Here is a 19,766-nt window from a genome sequence, read left to right as displayed (position 1 = left end):
TTTTGTTAGAAAATCTCCATCAATTTATCAAGTTCTTCAAGCGTCAGATCGTCATCTCCTAGATCGCTTGGAGTTATTTCGTCTCCATCTTGATTTAAACAATGATCAATCAGCTGCAATAAGTATGCTTTAAAGCTGTCGGCGACTGCTGCGATTGTGGTTTCTTTGAATTCCAAAGAGCTGTAGACAATCGACATCGTCAAAACACCGTCTTCTATAAAACCGACGATATCGAGCACATTCGGCTTTTCCGTGTCAGGGCTCAGCGGGTCGCCGGACGGCATAGATGATCTTGAAAACAGACCGGATTCCGACATTTCCGTAAACTGACCTAAATAGTTAAAGCTGATTTCCGGCTTTATCGGCTTTGTCTGTTTGCCTTCTTCCGTCAAATAGCGATAAATGCCATAGCCGATCCCTTTATTCGGAATGTGGCGCAAATCTTCTTTGATCCGTTTGATTTGATAGCCTGTATCATCAGCATGGCGCATCTGAATCAGCGCCGGGAACTGGCTTGTAAACCAGCCGACAGTCCGGGAAATATTCAAGCCGTCGATAATACCCTCCCGGCCGTGTCCCTCCAGGCTGACGAGTAAATCATCCTGCCCCGTCCACTCTTTTATCGCAAAGCCCAGAGCTGCAAGTAAAATGTCATTCATTTCTGTGTGATATGCTTCATGAACTTTTGTCGTCAGCTGTTCAGTCTGTTCTTTGGAAAGGGAAAATTCCGCTGTTTTCGTGTGGCACATCCGGCCGTCTCTTGCTTCAAAATCTTTAGAAAGCGGAGCTGACGCGGCATTCTCGATCTCCTTCCAATAGCCGATTTCTTTTGCAAAGGCTTTGGAGCCGGCATATTCTTTAAGACGATCTGCATATTCAGCGAAAGAATGAGATTTTTCCGGCAGAACAATCGGTTCTCCTTTTTCAGCCTGAAGATAGCCGGAAGCGAAATCCTCAAGCAGGATTCTCCATGAAATCCCGTCAACAACGAGATGGTGAATGACGATCAGCAAGTGGTCGCCTTGACCTGTTTTAAAGATTGCCGCTTTCAAGAGCGGTCCTTCGGATAAATCAATACTGCTTTGAACTCGATTGGCTTCCCGCAAAATGGCAGCTTCCAGTTCTTCACCGGACTCATTGAAATGAATCACTTCTGGAAGAACCGCTGCTTCTTCAAGGCCTCTGTTATACTGAACCATTCGTTCTCCCTTTTGTTTATAAACGGTGCGAAGGGCGTCATGGTGTTCCATCAGCTTGCTTAAAGCCCGTCCGGCAAATTCCGGGTCAAATCCCGCCGGAGAATGAAGCATAACCGACTGATTCCAGTGATGTGGGTTCGTAAAGCCGCGTTCAAAGAACCAGCGCTGGATCGGCGTCAGTTCGACCTCTCCTTCGACAGGCCCTTGATCAACCGGCTGATCATCAGCCGATTGTACATATGAGCTGATCTGTTCGATTGTCGGGTGCTGGAACAATTCTTTCATTTCAAGCTTCCAGCCGTGCTGCTGCAGACGGCTCGCCATTTGAATCCCTTTGATCGAATCTCCTCCGAGTGTGAAGAAATTGTCGCTGATTCCGATTCGTTCAATGCCGAGAACCTCTTGCCAAACATCCGCCAACAGCTGCTCCGTCTCCGTTCGCGGTGCTTTGTATTCAGCTGTCTTCGCTTCGACGTCAGGATGCGGAAGCGCCCTCCGGTCGACTTTTCCGTTCGCCGTAATCGGAAGATGATCGAGCTGCATCCAATACGCCGGCACCATGTAGTCTGGCAGCACATTCGCAAGCTGACGGGCCATGTTTTCTGTATCAAGCTGATCCGCTGATGTGACATAGCCGCACAGCGCTTTATTGCCGTAGGCGTCCTCGATATCGGCGACGACTGCCTCCTGGACTTCAGCGAGCTGTGTAAGCTGGACTTCAATTTCAGAAAGCTCAATCCGGAAGCCGCGGATTTTCACCTGCTGGTCGATCCGGCCGATATATTCAAGCCGTCCGTCCGCGAGCCATCTGACCGCGTCTCCCGTCCGGTACATGCGCTCTCCCGGCACAAACGGATCTTCCGTAAAGCGCTTCGCTGTTTCCTCAGGTTTGTTCAAGTAGCCGCGCGCAAGCCCGCGGCCGGCAATGCACAGTTCACCCGTGACACCGACAGGCTGTACTTGATTGTTTTCTCCAAGCACATATGCCCGGGTATTGGCGATCGGTCTTCCGATTGAAAGCATCCCTTCATCAGGGTCGATCGCCGTGCTTGTCGCAACGACCGTGTTTTCCGTCGGGCCGTAGTTGTTGATGAGCGTGTAGCCGCGCTTTTCAATCCGCTTCAGCTTGTCTCCGCCAGTCAAAAGCACCCGCAGTGAACGGTTGTCCAGTTCCATAAACTGTTCGCACAGCTGTGTCGGCAGGAATGTGACCGTGATGCCGTGTTCTTCGAAATATTGATTCAGGCGGACGATATCCATCCGAATCGCTTCATCGATGATGTGGAGCTCACTTCCGGCGATCCAGTACGGGAACATCTCCCATACGGATGCGTCAAAGCCGAAGCCCGCGTATTTCGCGCTTTTATCCTGTTCTGTGACCTCAAATGCATCATGATGCCAATAGCACAGGTTCACGAGTGAATGGTGTTCAACCATGACGCCTTTCGGCTCGCCTGTCGTCCCTGATGTATAGATCAAGTACGCCAAGTTGTCGGGCTTCGCCCCTGACTGCGGGTTCATGTCATCTTCATCTGTCAGTTCTCCATTCAGCATGGAATCGAACAGAATGACTCCCCCGTTGAAATCTTCAGGAACGGCTAAAACTGGTTGCGTCAAAAGCAGCTCCGCACCGCTGTCTTTCAGCACATATTCGATCCGCTGGGCCGGATAGTCGGGATCGATCGGCACATAAGCCGCTCCCGCTTTCAAAATCGCCAGCACACCGGCCGCCATTTCCAACGAAGGCTTGACCATGATGCCGATCCGCTGGGCCGGCTGCGCCCCTTTTTCGATGAGCAGGCGGGCGAGGCGGTTGGCGCGGGCGTTAAGCTCTCTGTACGTCCACCTGCGGCCGTTGTACACCGCAGCCCCGCGGTCAGGTGTGCGGAGAGCTTGCGCTTCAAACAGCTCGTGAATCGTTTTGTCCGCCGGGACGTCAAGCGAGGTGTCATTCCATCCGTTCACAATCCGCCGTTTTTCCGCTTCACCCAACAGAGAAATCTCTGAAAGGCGGACATTCGGATTTTCCGCGACAGCTTCAAGAAGATGAAGCCAATATCCGCTCCAGCGCTTGATTGATTCATGCTTAAAGAGAGCCGTATTATATTCCATTTCAAAGCGGACAAGCCCATCTTCTTCCGCTGCGGCCAGGGTCAGATCGAATTTGGCCGTCTGATGTTCAAATTCATACGGCTGAAGTGTGACCCCTTCCATTGTTAATTCTTTCAAATCGGCATTTTGCATGGAAAACACCGCATCGAATAACGGATTTCGGCTCATGTCGCGCTCAACGTGCAATTTTTCGACCAGCTCTTCAAACGGGTAGTCTTGATGCTCAAATGCGCCAAGCACCGTTTTTTTGACTTCCTGCAAGAATCCGGCAAAAGTTTTCTCTCCCTGCGGATGCGTTCTCAACGCCAATGTATTGACAAACATACCGATGATGTTATGCAAATCGGCATGTGATCTTCCCGCAACAGGAGAACCGACCACAATGTCGCTCTGCCCGCTGAGCTTGGATAAAAACGTGCTGTATGAAGCAAGGAGCACCATATATAAGGTCGATTCCGTTTCCTGTGCAACCTTCCTCAGCGACTGCACCAGCTCCGGTTTCAGCGCAAAGCTGAGACGATCCCCTTCAAACGTCTGAACGGCCGGACGAGAATAGTCTGTCGGCAGCGTCAAAACGGGCAGTTCGCCAGCCAGCTCCTTAAGCCAATATTCTTCATGATTGTTATCCTGTTCGGTTTGCAGATTCTTCTGCTGCCATACCGTATAGTCTTTATACTGAATCCGCAGCGGTTCAAGCGTGTCTCCTGCATACAGCCTTGTCATCTCTTCAATCAGAACGCTGACTGAGGCACCGTCTGAAATCATATGGTGCATATCGACTAACAAAAGGTGTTTTTCTTCTGCAAGACGGATGATGTTCATTCGGAATAACGGCGCTTGAGTTAAATCGAACGGCCTGATGAATGCTCCAATCAACTTTTCGGCTTCCCGCTCATCTGCATCTTTTACATCAATCGTAAACCCGATATTCTTCCAAATCCGCTGGACAGGTTCACCGTCCTTGATTTCAAACGATGTTCGGAACGCTTCATGGCGCAAGATGAGACTTTGTACAACAGCTTCCAGCCGCCCTAACTCAAGCTTCCCTTCGAGTTGAAGAACGGCTGGCATGTTATAGCTTTTCTCGGCGCCTTCAAGCTGCTGGAGGACATAAAGCCGTTTTTGAGCTGATGATACAGGGTATGTCTCCTGCTCTTCCGCCGCTCCAATATAGACCGCCGATTTTTTCTCCGCTTCTGCTGCCATTTCTGCCAGGCTTTCGATTGTCGGCGACTGGAACAAATCTTTCAGCTGAAGAGCAATATCCATATCCTGCTGGATGCGGGCAATGAGTGTCATTCCGATTAAAGAATGTCCGCCAAGTTCAAAGAAATTGTCATACACCCCGACTTTAGAGATACCGAGCACTTCCTGCCAAAGCTCAGCAAGACGGGCTTCTGTCTCATTCCGCGGTGCCGTATATTCCGTTTGCACGCTTTGTGCGGCGTCAGGTGCGGGCAGCGCTCTTCTGTCCACTTTTCCATTTCCTGTGAGCGGAAGCTCGTCTAATTGCATAAACAGAGACGGAATCATATAGCCAGGCAGCCCCAAAGCCGCATGTTCACGAAGCTCACGGCTTGACAGCTCTCGATCAGCAGCAATGTACGCACAGATCATTTTATCTCCCGATTCGGTGTCAACAGCCAGAACGGCGGCTTCCTGAATCATGTCATGCGTCAACAGATGATGCTCGATTTCTCCGAGTTCGATTCTCTGTCCTCGAATTTTGACCTGATGATCGATTCGGCCGATAAATTCAAGGCATCCGTCGGCAAGCCATCTCGCCATATCGCCTGTCCGGTATACCTTCTGATCTTTTTTGAACGGATGTGCTGTGAATTTCTCCGCCGTCAGCTCAGGTCGGTTAAAGTAGCCGCGGACAAGTCCGTCTCCTCCGACGCACAATTCACCCGCAACTCCTGCCGGCTGTACTTTTCCAGCCGAATCAAGAATCAAAACCTCCGTATTGCTGACGGGTTTTCCGATCGGCACAGACTGCGCATTGTCAGGAATATCATTGACAGGATGATAGGTCGCAAAGACAGAACTCTCAGACGGCCCGTACATATGAAGAAGACGTCCCTTTCCAACGGCTTTAAGGGCTCTTCTGACATGATCGACAGATGCACGTTCACCGCCGAACAGCACTCTTCGCAAATTCCTCATACTGTCAGGGCGCATATCGACAAGCAGATTGAATAAAGCAGTCGTAATCATTAAGACGGAGATTTTTTCTTTTTCAAGCACGTCGGCAAGCCGTCCCATGTCAAGGATCGTCTCTTTCGGAACAACCACCAGTTTGGCGCCGTTTAACAATGAGCCGAACACATCAAACATGAAAGCATCAAATACATAGTTGGAAATCGAAAGCACAATATCTGAATCCAAGACTTCCAAATAATTCGCGTTTTTCACCGTACGCAAAATATTACGATGTGTCACCATATTGCCTTTCGGCGTTCCGGTTGTTCCCGATGTGTACGTAAGATTTGCTAAAGTTTGCGGAGAAATCGGAATATACAAATTGCCCGCGTAACCTCGATAGAGCTGTTCATCGTCAAGGAAGACCAAATCCCCCGCCAATTCAGCGCCTTCAGCAAGCGGCTTCAGCGCCTTTTGCGTTAAAAGAACCGATGCTCCGCTGTCATGAAAGAAGTGTTTGATGCGCTGCTCCGGATGATCGGGATCAATCGGGACATAAGCGGCTCCTGCTTTTAACACGGCAAGAATTCCGACAACCATTTCAGCCGACCTGGCGGTAAGAATGGCAGCTGTTGTTCCGGTTTTCACACCTCTTTCACGGAGGCGTCTTGCCAATTGGTTCGCTTTTTCATTAAGCTCGGTGTACGAATATACCGCGTCTGCAAATTGAAGGGCTGGACGACCTCCTGCTTTTGCCGCTTGCTCCTCAAATTGCTGAACAATCGTTTGCTCCCGCGGATAATCGCTTCGCCCAGGATTGAACGCGATGAGCTGCCGATTCGTTTCCTCCTCAGTCAAAAGGCTGAAATCGCCGATTTTCCGATGCGGATCAGCTGTCACGTCTTTCAGCAGATTCAGGTAATGCGCCAGCATCCTCTCAGCGGTATCTTTTTTAAACAGCTTTGTACTGTAATCCAAATCGAAAATCAATTCACCGTGTTCTTCTTTCGCTTGCAGTGTCAGATCAAACTTTGCAATGTTGAAATTCGTTTCATGGATTGAGAGGCGCAAGTCGCCGAGCAGTGGAATGTCTTCGATTGAATTTTGCAAAATAAACATCGTATCAAAAATGGGATGGCGGCTTAAATCACGTGGTACATTCAGCTTTTCCGCAAGCCATTCAAACGGATATTTCTGATGTTCAAATGCGTTCAGCACCGTTTCCCGCACATCATGCAACAGATCAGCGAACGTTTTTTCCCGATCAACTTTTGAGCGGATCGCCAGCGTATTGACAAACATTCCGACGATTCCTTCCAAATCGGAATGGCTTCGGCCCGCTGTCGGCGTCCCGACAATCACATCTTCCTGTCCGGCGTATTTTGCAAGGAGCGTGTTGTAAGCGGCGAGCATGACCATATACAGTGTCACTCCGTTTTCTTCCGCCAGCCCAATCATTTTTTCCTTGATCTCTTTTGGCACGACAGCAGAAACTCTGTCTCCTTCAAAGCTTTGAACAGCCGGACGGGGCTCATCTGTTAACAGCTGCAGTACAGGCAGCTCCCCGGAAAAGACGCTTAGCCAATACTCCTCTTCTCTTCGATAGCCGCCTGCAGCCTGTTCTCTTTGCCAAGAAGCGTAATCCTTGTAGTGCAAACGCATCTCAGGCAAGGCTTTACCTTTATATAGCCCGGCCAGCTCTTGTAAAATAATCGAAATGGAAACCCCGTCAGAAACCAGGTGATGCATATCAAACAGCAGCATATGTCTGCTTTCCTCAAGACGGACGAGCCCCACTCTCAGCAGCGGCGCGCGGCTCAGATCAAAACGGCGGACAAAGGATTTCATGATCTGTTCGACAGGTTTGTCTCCGCCTTGGATTATCTCAATATTGAACTGCACCTTTTGATGAATTTTTTGCCTCGGCTCTCCATTGACAGATACAAATGATGTACGGAGCGCCTCATGCCTTTCGATCAGCTTTTGAAAAGCGGCCTCAAGACGCTGAAGATCCAGTATGCCTTCAAGCATTGCAGCGGCCGGCATATTATAGCCGATTCCCGCTCCCTCCAGCTGGCTGACGATATAGATCCGCTGCTGGGCCAGAGAAAGAGGATAATCTTCACTGTCTGCTGCTGGTTCGATCGCTGTGAACCCGTTTTGCTCCGCTTCAGAAACAAATTGACCAAGAGCGGCTACAGTCGGTTTTTCAAACAGGAACTGCAGAGGAACCTCAACACCGAATGTTTTGTGGATTTTCGTCAGCATCGTCATCGCTTTCAGCGAGTGGCCGCCGAGTTCAAAGAACTGATCAAAAATGCCGACTTTTTCAGCGGCTAGCACTTCCTGCCAAATGTGCGCGATTTTTTCTTCACGGTCATTTCTCGGCGCCGTATATTCTGTTCCGCCCGAAGCCTTCACCTCATGGCGAAGCAAAGCTTTTCGATCGACTTTACCGCTTGGCGTCAGCGGCATTTCACCAAGCTCGACGAAATAAGAAGGCAGCATATAATCAGGCAGCTGTATAGACAGATGCTCCCTTAACTCATGCACCGAAACCGCAGATCCGTTTTTCGGAACGACATATGCGCAAACCTCAAGACCGCCGGCTGTTCCCGGCCGTGTGAGCACAACTGCTTTCTCGGTATTTGGCGCCTGCTGTAAAACCGATTCAATTTCTCCGAGCTCAATCCGGTAGCCGCGAATCTTGACCTGGTCATCTTTTCGGCCGATAAAATCAACCGTACCGTCAGGAAGCCATCTTGCCATATCTCCTGTTCGGTACATGACATATCCGGGAACAAAAGGATCCGCTGAAAATTTTTCTTTCGTCATGTCAGGAAGGTTTAAATATCCCCGGCCGGCTCCGTCTCCCGCGATATACAATTCGCCTTCGACACCGTCGGGCAGAAGCGCTCCGTTTTCATCCAAAATGTAGAAACGATTGTTCCCAAGCGGCCTGCCGATCGGTACATAGGCGGTATCATACGGGAAATGCCCGTCATGCGGAATCGTGAATGCCGAGGCGTCGACACAGGTTTCCGTCGGGCCGTAAACATTCGTGATAGAAGGAACCGATTCAGCCGTTTCTGCAAATAATCGAAGCAGCTTTTCGGTCGCCACCCTTGATAATGCCTCTCCTCCCACAAGCATATGCCGCAGTTTTATTCCGCGAAGGTCATCCGCCGCAATCAAAAGCTGTAAATGAGACGGCGTGCAGTCAGTTACATCAATCTGATGACGGCGATAATAAGCGGATAATGCGCGCCCGTCGGAAACGACCCTTTTCGGAACGATATACAGAGACTTGCCAAGCAAAAGGGATGTGAAAATCTGCTGGACGGAAGCATCAAAATGAAACGGAGCCAAAATCGCAATCTTCAAATTGGCTTGATCATATGTATCTAAAGCCTGCTGAAGCCCCCTCACAAGATGATGAACCTGTCTGTGCTCAATCATGACTCCTTTCGGACGACCCGTTGTTCCAGAAGTATAGATAATGTAAGCGAGATGATCGGCGCCTGCTGATGAAGGCAGATTGCCGCTTTCCTTCGTTTCAGAAAGCGCTGCGGAAAACGACAGTACTTCAGCAGTATCAGCCTCAAATGCCTTGTCAGTAATCACGACTTTTGCGTCTGAATCCTTGAGCATGAATTGAATTCTCTCGCTCGGAAAGCTTGGATCGAGCGGCACATAAGCTCCTCCCGCTTTGAGAATCCCTAATATAGCCGTTATCGTCCGTTCTGATCGCTCCATCAAAACGGCTGCCGGAGCGTCCGGACCAATTCCCCTTTTGCGAAGCGTCCTTGCCAGCCGGTTTGCCTGCTCATTAAGCTCCCGATATGAAAGCTGTTTTCCCTCAAACACAAGCGCTGTTTTTTCTGGAATTTTGGCTGCTTGTTGTTCAAATAAACCGTGCAGGGTCATCTGCTTGTCATACTTGGTCAAAGAACCAGAAGCCTTCTTTAACAGCTGCTGTTTTTCCTGTTCAGGAATGAGGTCGAGATCCTTAATTTTTTTGTCGGGCATATTGATGGCATCCTCAAGCAGCGTCATAAGCCTCTCATATAAAATGACCATTTCTTCCGCGCTGAACAGTTCCTGTCTGTAATCAAAGTCGATCGCAAGCGTCCCTGTATCCCATCTTTCTTTCACGTGTATGGAGATATCGTTGACTTCACTGCCGCTGAAAATCGGCTCCGTTAAAAATGAGATCGTCCCTTTTTGCTGCCATTGCATAACCTGATATTCAAGAGAAACAGCGAACAGTCTATTTAAATGAGACTGCCTTTCCCGCAAGTCATTGATCAGCAGATTGTACGGATACTTTTGATGTCTGATGATTTTAAGCTGCTCTTTCATCCTTTCCTGCACAAATGCAGTAAAGTCCTGCTGCGCATCAAGGCTGGCTTTCATCGGAATAGTCGAAACGAACATGCCGAGCATCTGTTTTTCTTTTGCATTTGTCCTGTTTCCCATAAATGTGCCGAGTACGACATCTGTTTGGCCGGTCACCCGATGCATATAAATGTGTAAGATTGATAGGAACAAGGAGAGCACACTAATGTTGTAATCCTTACAATACGCTTGAATTTTCTTGTACAGGGCAGGGGAAATCTCTTTAGAAAGACGAACCGCATCTAAACAAATTTGGTTAGAATCACTTTGCTTTAAAGATAAGGGTTCCGGAATGTCTTCATATTGCGCGTTCCAATAAGCTTTATCTTTTTGGAACCGTTTGGAGTCTTCGTAATCCAATTCACTTTGAATGTGTTCCGTAAATGATGACTGTACAGCTTCGAGGTCAGTTTCCCCATTGGAAAGCTTCAAATAAATATCTGTGATGCGGTTACCTAGGAGTGTCATAGAAATGCCGTCAGAGATGATATGATGAACTTTTACAAAAAACCAGCTTTCTACAGGGCTGATATGTACGACTGCAAACTTAAATAATGGATTGTCATACAGAGGCAGAGGCCGGCGTGCTTCAGCTTGTCCCCATTTTAAAATCTCACTCACATTGCCTGTTTTTGCGGCATCAAAATACTCAATTTCAAACGGTTTATGTTCGGCTACATATTGTTTTGGTTCATCCTCTTCATCAAACATCAGCCTAAAACGCATTGTTTCATTTGTGCGGACAAACTGCCGAATCGCTTCAGTCAATATACCTGGATCTATTCCTGATTCTGATTTCAACTTTCCAAAACCGCTCAAATTTGAAACGCTTGTAGCGGGATAAAACTTTTCTGTATACCAAATTCGTCTTTGAGCATGTGTCAATGGGTAGTATGTGTTTTCCATTTTTTATTTTCCTCCTTTATGCTTTGTTATTTATGACGGGCCTAAAGCAAACCGCAAAACTGTTTTGCGGTTTTGCGATGTGTGGATAGCGCTGTCACTGATTGATCACTTCCAATAAAAAGTTATATTGGGAATAAAATGAAAAGAGTCCACCCGAATAAAAACGGGTGAACTCCCTGTTTATTCGGCAACCTGTCAACCTTAGCACCGTCCGCACCTTAGGCCATGGCTTTGCGTCCCTGCGTTTCCGCAGGTTTGCCTTTATCTGCTTTTTCTGAAATATATTCATTTTCTGCTCACAGTTCACTTTAAATGAAAAATTTGTTTTTTTCACCGAAAAATAGGTGAAAAGATTCATGCGGGATACCGAAGAGTAGGCGAAAAGATTGATGCGCGATTCCGAAATTTCTAAAAAAAGATGCGGGAAAACGAAAAAGAATCGTTTTAACCCGCATATTTCCAATGGCAGTTTCATTTTTTATTAACATTTCTTAAAATTTGGGTGAAATTATTTTTATAATATATTTTTTTGGTATTTTATTTCACAAAATTTTTAAAGGTCATACAGATATTGGTCCCGCCATGTATCCCTTCTTACTTTATAGAAAAAGAATCATAGGTAGAACTTAAACTATATTAAACAACTACCGGCAAACTACTTATTTGATGCGTGATTGTCAATCCTTTTACAAAAACAAAAAAGACAAGCAGACTGCTTGCCTTAAATCAAAAAACTGTCCTACATCGTTTTTGAAAGCCCGATCGTCCGCTCAATGATCATCAGCGCAATGACGGAAATCACAATAAATATGACAGAAATGGCGTTGACGCTCGGATCAAATGTCTGCTCAATGTAGCTGAACGTTCTGATCGGTACGGGTGTAACCGTTGGTGAAGATACAAAAAGGCTGATTGAGATTTCTCCAAATGACGTCACAGCAGAAAACACCGCTCCCGCAATCATGCCCGGTTTCATCAGCGGCAGGGACACGTTCAAAAAGGTTTGGACAGGTCCTGCTCCAAGGTTCATGGAAGCCTGCTCGAGCTTTGGATCCAAATTCGACACGCTGACTCCGACCGTCCGGACCACATATGGGAGACTGATCAGCATGTGTCCGATCACCAGCCCCGCGACACTTCCGTTCATCCCCATCATTGTGAACAAATAAAGAAGAGCCACTCCCAAAACAATTTGGGGAATCATCAGCGGAGATAAAATAAAAGATTGAATCGCATCCTTGCCCGGAAACTGGAGTCTTGCCAAAGCATAGGAGGCTGCGGTTCCAAGGATGACCGTAAGCGGCGTCACAATCATTAGCAGCAGGCAGCTGACCCCAATGGAATCCATCCATTCACCGCTGCTGAAAACGCCGGCAAACCAGCGAAGAGAAAAGCCCGACGGCGGAAATTTCGGATACTCGGATGGACTAAACGCCGACAGAACGATGACAAATACGGGAAGTGCCAAAAAAAGATAAACGAAAATCCCTGTGGTCCAAACGAATACATCAATCCACTTCCCTGAGGACTTGCGGCGCAATCTACTGCCCACTCATTCTCGCCTCCCATCGTTTGAGGAGTATCCCCAGGATAGCAATGATCACACATACAGCGGCCAATAAAGTAAAAGACATGGCAGCCGCAAGCGGCAAATCAAACACTTGCATCACCTGCTGATAGATTGAAAGCGGGAGCAGCGGCTGCATCCTTCCCCCGACTAAAAGGGGCGTAATATAGCTTCCGGCAGCCAGCGAAAAAACGATCATCGCTCCTGTGATTATTCCGGGAATTGTCAGGGGCAGCGTGACGCAAAAAAACGTCCGCAGCCGCCCTGCTCCAAGACTCATTGAAGCATATTTGAGATTCGGTTTTACTTCGCCTAAAGATCCGGCAAGGGGCAAGACGGCAAACGGCAGCATGACCTGAACATATGCGATGATAACCGCGTTCATATTCCATAAAAGCGGCAGGGGCTTTTCAATCAGCTTCATACTGAGCAGCGCTTCATTGATGATTCCGTTTTGCGAAAGCAGCACAATCCAGGAAAACGTCCGGATCACGACACTTGTGAGCAGCGGGGAAACAAGTAAAATATAAAACAATGCCCGCCATTTACGAGTTGGCGCCTTAACGAGCAAATATGCCGCCGGATATGCCAAAAGAAGGCAGAAAACGGTTGTTTTCAGTGCTGTCCAAAGCGTCGTTCCGACCGTTTTTAAATAGACGTCTGAAGTAAACACTTCGATGTAATGAGAAAAGCTGTACGTATCCAGCATATTCATCATCCCGTCTACATCTCTGAAACTTAAAATCAGCAGGAGGACAAACGGAAAGACGAGGAAAACGCCGAGAAACAAAAGCGCAGGCATCAGTAAAATCCAATAAAATCGTTTTTGGTTATCGCCCGCCATTTGGCTCCTCCTTTAAACCAAGAGGCACAAGGTCTTCCTGCTCCCAGTCAATATAAACTTTATCTCCCGGCTTCGGCAGCCTGGGAAACTGCGGATCAGGCGCTTGAATGGTAATTTCGCCCTTGATTAAAGCCGCTTTCAGCCGGAGCGCATTTCCAATATAGCCAACCTCCGTTAGTGTAGCTGGCATTCCATTTGACTGGCCGTTTTGCTCTTCGGGAAGAATTGAAATTCGTTCGGGGCGCAGCATAAATAACACAGAAGGGCCGTGTTCCCCGCTCACTTCAATAGAGAGCGGTACACCTTCATCAACTTCAAAACCAGGCACCTCATATCGATATCCTGATGAAGCAGGCTGCATGTCTGCCGAATAAGCCTCAAACAAATTCACCTGTCCGATAAACTCCGCAACAAACCGATTTGCCGGCGTCCGGTATACATCCAATGGGGTTCCGAGCTGCTGAAGCTTTCCATCGCCAAGAATTCCAACCCTGTCAGATAAGCTCAAAGCTTCCTCTTGATCGTGAGTCACCAGGATCGTTGTAATGCCGACACGCTTTTGAATGCTGCGCAGCTCAAACTGCATATCTTTTCTCAGTTTTGCATCAAGATTGCTTAACGGCTCATCAAGCAACAGCACTGATGGCTGAACCGCCAATGCACGGGCAATCGCCACACGCTGCTTTTGCCCGCCGCTAAGCTGATGGGGCATTCGCTCTGCAAACGCTTCAAGCCTGACTAATGCCAGGCATTCCATTACCCGTTCTTTGAGCTTTTTCCGCGGCATTTTTTGAACCTTTAAACCATATGCAACATTGTCAAAAACATTCAAATGAGGGAACAAAGCATAGTCTTGAAAAACCATGCCGATATGTCGATGATATGGCGGCAAATCAGTAATATTTTCTCCTCCTATATATACAAAACCAGAAGTTGGTTGAAGAAACCCGGCTATGATATTAAGAAGTGTTGACTTTCCGCAGCCGCTCGGACCAAGCAAAGAAAAAAACTCCCCTTCCTTGACTTCAAGCTGTACGTCTTCTAATGCGATGGTATCTCCGAAATGCCGGCTGACATGCTGAATCTGAATTGCACTCATGATTGTCACCTATTTTCCGCCTAGTACTTGATTCCAGCGATTTGTCCAATCGCCTAATTCTTTTGCTGCAGTTTCATAGTCCACCCATTTTAAATTGCTGTAATAAGCTTCTCCGACTTTCACCTTCCCTTTTAAATCATCGCTGTATTTCACTTTTTTATTGGTCATGCCGTAATACGTTTTATCAGAAAAGTCCTTTTGAACATCGGGACTGATTAAATGATTGAGAAGCTTGTAGGCATTTTCTTCATTAGGACTTCCTTTCATTAAAGCCCAGCTCGCGACAGCTGCCACAGCACCTTCTTCAGGATATGCAAACCCCAAATCAAGCCCTGAGTGCTGAAGAGAAAAGGCACGGCCGTCCCAGAATGGAACTACCCAGGCGTCTCCCCGTTCAAGAAGCGTTTGAATCGAACCGGGATTATCAGGAAAGGCTACTACATTCTTTTTTAAATCCGCCAAACTGTTGAATGCTTTGTTCATATCTCTTTGATTTGACTCCAAACCGCCCTGAGCATTAATCAAACCGGACAAGAACTGAAGACCTGCCGAATATGCTGGAGAGGAGATGGCTACATGGCCTTGATAGCTGCTGTTCCAAAGATCCGTCCACCGCTTCGGCTCCTGCGGTACGAGATCTTTTCGATAAGCAATCCCGAGCTGCCCCATGCTGAAACCGGCGGCATATTGCTTTCCGTCGAAAGTAAAGCGTTTCTGAACGGAACGATACAAATCGCTTAAATTGGGAACCTTCTCTTGATCGATAGGCTCCAACAGGTCTGCCGACTGAGCCCGCTGAATCGTATCAGGCTGCAAAATCAAAAGATCGTATGGCGCATTTTTGCCATTAGAGGCTTTAAGCTTTGTGTACCACTCAGAGTCTGTTCCAGAGACTACTTTGACTTTCAGTCCCGTATCTTTCTCAAATGCTTCAACGCTCGGCTTTATATATTTTTCCCAATCACCGCCATAGACACCGATAACGACTGTATCGGATTTTTTGCTTTGCTGGCCGCCGCCTCCGCCGCAAGCGGAAAGCAGAAGCATCAAAACAAGAGACAGAATAAACAAAACAGAGATGTTTCTTTTCATTGTTTCTCACCATTTTCGTATTATTTTTTTCCTGCCAGTTTCTCAAAAACAGCTGCAACAGCCTGTGTATTGATCAGCCGATGATCTTCTTTTGAAAAATAGCGGTGCACCAAATGTTTTACATGCGATCTTTGATTTGCCGGAAGCTGTCGAAGCAGCTGAGCGAGGGTAGTACTGGCTTCCTCTGTCCATAGCCCTTCGTACGCTTCCCTTGCCACGCCGAAATCCCACTGTTTCAGGTGCTCACCTGCTCTGTTCTTTCTGATTTTGCTTGTTTCTTCCTTATCGATGGCAAAGCGTCCTTCACCATTTTTCTTCAGTACCACACCGTATTTTTGATAGGCTGCATCCTCGCTCAGCAGCCCAGCCTCAACTTCCCTTAAAATAAGCTCTGGTTCCCTTGTGAACGGATCTCCCCAACCGCCTCCGCCCGGTGAATGAATGCTGAGGATGTCCCCTTGCTTCAGCTTTAGCACATCAATTTTAGGAATCATTTTTTCGCGGGGCTCATTTGGATGAAGACGAACCCGTCCGAGGGCTCCTGCTGTTCCGCCTGCAAGTCCCCAAGGCTGAAAACGCAAACGCTCCATTCCCCTTGCCGTTACCATTGATTCAGATGCGGTGATTTCGAACTCGAGCCCGATCGCATGACCGCCCCTGTGAAAGCCAGCTCCAGCAGTATCTTTAATCAGCTCATAACGATGAACATGGATGTCGATATGCTGCTCAAGACTTTCGATTGGCGTGTTTTTTAAAAATCCCGATGCATGGTCAATTCCGTCTGCGCCGTCCATGTCATGCTGGCCGCCGCCTCCGCCGCCCATCGGTTCCACAACAGACATCTTCCTGCCGTCCGCTGATTCATCGGGCGCTGAAAGAACAACAATGGCCGACTGGCCTGCTCCCGCAGCGGGAATGTCCTCCGGCAGCGCCTTGGCCAATGCACCGAGCACAGCATTATACAGCCTCATCGTGATCGAATGACGAATCCCCACTGAGGCGGGGTATTCCGGATTGACCAATGTTCCCCTTGGAGCGATGACGCCAATCGGCCTCGTCAGTCCCCCGTTAACCGGAATAAACGGATCTTCACTAATGATATAATTGATCAAACCTTGATATAAAAATGAGTGTTTGCTTCCGTTTGTAACAAGATTAAAAGCGGTCTGCACCTGCGGATCACAGTCTGAGAAGTCCAGTGTGATTTTCCCATCGGAAACCTTTGCGGAAACAGCAAGGCGGATCGGAACGTCAGAGACCATATCATCATCAAGATAATCAGAAAAACTGTACGTTCCTTCAGGGATGCGGCCGATGACTTTGCCGGCCCTTATGGACGCTTGCTCAAGCAAATCTTCCATTCCCTGCTGAACTTCTTTTTTTCCAAACTTCCCGATCATCTCCTTCAATCGGGCTTCCGCTGTATTGACTGCCGCAATCATCGCGTTAATGTCCCCTTCGTTTAATCCCGGCGCTCTGCTGTTCGCCCGGAGAACACTTAATATATCGCGATCCGCTTTCCCTTCTTTGTAAATCTTGACAGGCGGAATTCTCAAACCTTCCTGGTGGATGTCGGTCGCCGTTGGCGAAATACTGGCGGGAACCATTCCGCCTACATCGCTGCAATGGACAAAGGCCCAGGCATAACTGATAATCTCACCGCCGCTAAAAATCGGTTTAAAAACGTGTAAATCAGGCAAATGAGTCGCCAAGCCGTCTGTTGAATAAGGATCATTTGTCAGGACAATGTCTCCCGGTTTAAACGGTCCGCTTTCCTTAATTGCGCGTTTTAACGATAACCCTAAAAAAATCGTCACACCAACTGTTTTTGGATAAACGTAGAATTCTCCATCAGGGGTTGCAAGAGCAGTTGCAAAATCTGCAGACTCTTTCACAAATGTTGTAAAGGAAGTCCGTTCAATGACGTGCCCCATCCCCGCGGCTATTGCATTAAAATAGCTTCTCATCATTTCCAGCCGGGCAGGATCTGTTCGCATGATTTTTCGCTCTCCTTCCGCACAATGATAAAGTTGCCCGATTGATCCGCGGCTCCCTGCCAGTTTGGCAAAATCAGCGTAGTTGAATCATCCTGCTCAATAATGGCCGGCCCTTCAATCCGCTGACCGCATGGCAGATCACAGCGGTTGTACACAGCGGCTTGGTATATGCTGCCTTTAATCATGACCGCCCTCCGGCTGAACGGCAATGCTTTAGGCCCTGCGGTTCGGCGGCTTTCTTCTACTGAAGGTTTTGGCGTCTTTCCTATGATCCGTACGCGCAAATTCATTAGTTCAATGCTCGTTTTTTCATCACTGTGTCCATATTTACGCTGATGGATGCGATGAAAGGATTTTGCGATTTCCCGTATGTTCTTTTCTTCGATACATACCTGTGAAACAGGCAGTTCAATCTCGTATGCCTGCCCTTTATAACGGGCATCAAGCAAGCAGAAAAGAGATGTCTCCGTCAGCACCTCTACACGTTGTTCAGCAAGCCATTTTTCCGCTTGTTTTGTCAGTCTTGAAAACTCTTCCTTTAATTGGTCCGCATCCAGTTCGTCAAGAAGAACCTGCCTTGAAAGTACAGCATCATAGACAAAATCAGCGGTTAAAGCCCCTAAAGCGGATAGTGTGCCGGGACTCGGGGGAATCAGCACGTTTTTCGCTTGAATTTCTTCCGCCAGAAAATTTGCTGTTACCGGGCCGGCACCCCCAAATGCCAGCAGACTAAATTCACGGGGATCAAACCCGTGCTGCTCCATCACATTGCTTAACTCCGTATACATATTGGCAACAGCGACCTGAATCATTTGGTCGGCAGCCCGCTCCACATCTGTGCCTAAATGTTCCGCAACAGGCATGAGCGCCTGCTCGGATTTCTCCCGGAAAAGCTTCATATTCCCGGATGCAAACCGATCAGGATTTAAGTAACGGCAAATCAGAAACGCGTCGGTCAGTGCAGCCCGCTTCCCTTTTCCATAACATGCTGGGCCCGGGTCAGAGCCTGCCGATTCCGGCCCCACTTTCAAAAGTCCGCCATTATCAATCCAAGCAACAGACCCACCGCCTGCTCCAATTGAATACATCGCAACAGACGGAATGGTGATCGGGAAGCCCGAAATTTGATTGGACTGGGTCAGTGCTGCTTTTCCTTCTTCTACAATGGAAATATCAGCACTTGTTCCTCCGACATCAAACGTGATCACATTTCCTGAGCCGGCGGATTCAGCGGCGCGAATCGCTCCGATAACACCTGCCGCCGGACCTGAGAAAAGCGTTTTGACAGGTGCCGAGGCAGCCGTTTCAATATCCATCAGCCCTCCGTTTGATTGGGTAATAAACGGCTCTGCCGGAATACCGGCCTCAGTGAGTCTATCTTTGAGCGTGTTAAAATAGCGCTGCACATTAGGCTTTATGTATAAATTGGCGACTGATATGACAGTTCGTTCGTATTCCCTCAGCTGCGCCCAAAGCTCCGAAGACGCCGCGACTTCCAACCCAGGCGCTTGCTGTTTGATTCGCTCAACAGCTTGACGTTCATGAACAGGATTCCGGTAGCTGTGAAGAAAAGAAACAACGATTCCGGTTATTCCTTCTTTCAAAACTTTGCCGACAGCTTCGTCAATGTCTTCTAAATGAAGCGGCAGCTTCTCAGATCCATCGTGAAGCATTCTTTCTTTAATTGGAAATACGTATTTACGGGGAATAAGCGGCTCCGGCATTCGCGACCTAAAATCGTACGGAATCGGGAGGCGAAGACGCTGAAGCGAAAGAATATCACGGAAGCCTTCTGTTACAAACAGGGCGATTTTGGCTCCTTTGCGCTGTATTAATGTGTTTAAACCGATTGTCATACCGTGTACAAAATAGTGAATCTGCGACGGCTGAATATCATTCTCCTTTAAAAGCGCCAGCCCATTGATAATCCCCTGAGCAGGATCTTCCGGAACTGTCGGTGTTTTGACGGCTGTCATGCTGCCATCTTTCAGGTTCAGCAAAGAAAGATCAGTAAAAGTCCCTCCAATATCTATTCCAATCCGGTATCCTTCTTCATTCAATTCTAGTTTTCCCCTTCCCCAAGGTTTCTGCAAAAAATACCTTCTTTTTAAAATATTTGACTATAATACTAATAAAGTGAAAGAAGACAGTCAATTTTATCTTTTTAAATTTTTCGAAGTCTTTTTTCTTTAATTTTTTATTTTAAGATACCATAAAATCACATTTTCATTAGATTTGTTCACAGTATTTCACAATTTTATCACCAGGGGCCTCGCCCTTTTCCTTGGAGACGTTTTGGTTTTAAAAGCTGAATCCTAAACTCACCATACTCGAATCAGGACCTATGAACTGCTAAAGTATTCATTTGTAATATGCTAAAACTCCCATTAGGTTTTTGAAACTAATCTAA

At 47.7% G+C, this 19,766-nt stretch carries 6 protein-coding genes, 1 pseudogene and 1 riboswitch; all 7 genes and pseudogenes read right to left on the bottom strand.

Features of this window, described 5'->3' with window-relative positions; genetic code table 11:
- Window positions 1-5 precede the first annotated feature (5 nt).
- A complete protein-coding gene (locus tag BTA30_RS01130) occupies window positions 6-10,757 on the bottom strand; it encodes a non-ribosomal peptide synthetase (protein ID WP_076758206.1) in 10,752 nt (3,583 codons plus the stop codon).
- 183 nt (window positions 10,758-10,940) lie between these two features.
- A riboswitch (cyclic di-GMP riboswitch) is annotated at window positions 10,941-11,027 on the bottom strand.
- Between the two features lie 469 nt (window positions 11,028-11,496).
- Complete coding sequence (locus tag BTA30_RS01125) at window positions 11,497-12,309, bottom strand: ABC transporter permease (RefSeq protein WP_239693725.1); 813 nt, start codon at window positions 12,307-12,309, stop codon at window positions 11,497-11,499.
- The gene (locus BTA30_RS01120; RefSeq protein WP_076758204.1) at window positions 12,299-13,168 is read right to left on the bottom strand and encodes an ABC transporter permease; all 870 of its coding nucleotides are present in this window, start codon (window positions 13,166-13,168) and stop codon (window positions 12,299-12,301) included. Before BTA30_RS01120 ends, BTA30_RS01125 begins: the two co-directional genes overlap by 11 nt.
- On the bottom strand, window positions 13,155-14,267 hold the full coding sequence (locus BTA30_RS01115) for an ABC transporter ATP-binding protein (protein WP_076758360.1): 1,113 nt from the start codon (window positions 14,265-14,267) through the stop codon (window positions 13,155-13,157). Before BTA30_RS01115 ends, BTA30_RS01120 begins: the two co-directional genes overlap by 14 nt.
- 9 nt (window positions 14,268-14,276) lie before the next feature.
- Complete coding sequence (locus tag BTA30_RS01110; RefSeq protein WP_076758202.1) at window positions 14,277-15,359, bottom strand: ABC transporter substrate-binding protein; 1,083 nt, start codon at window positions 15,357-15,359, stop codon at window positions 14,277-14,279.
- 4 nt (window positions 15,360-15,363) lie between these two features.
- A pseudogene (locus BTA30_RS01105) lies at window positions 15,364-17,356 on the bottom strand (hydantoinase B/oxoprolinase family protein); the annotation flags it as partial.
- A complete protein-coding gene (locus BTA30_RS01100; protein ID WP_076758200.1) occupies window positions 17,326-19,416 on the bottom strand; it encodes a hydantoinase/oxoprolinase family protein in 2,091 nt (696 codons plus the stop codon). The pseudogene BTA30_RS01105 and the gene BTA30_RS01100, both read right to left, overlap by 31 nt.
- Window positions 19,417-19,766 lie beyond the last annotated feature (350 nt).

Origin of the sequence: Bacillus swezeyi (assembly GCF_001969815.1) — a bacterium.
Taxonomy (GTDB): Bacteria; Bacillota; Bacilli; order Bacillales; family Bacillaceae; genus Bacillus; species Bacillus swezeyi.
This window is presented reverse-complemented; position numbering and strand designations above follow the sequence as displayed.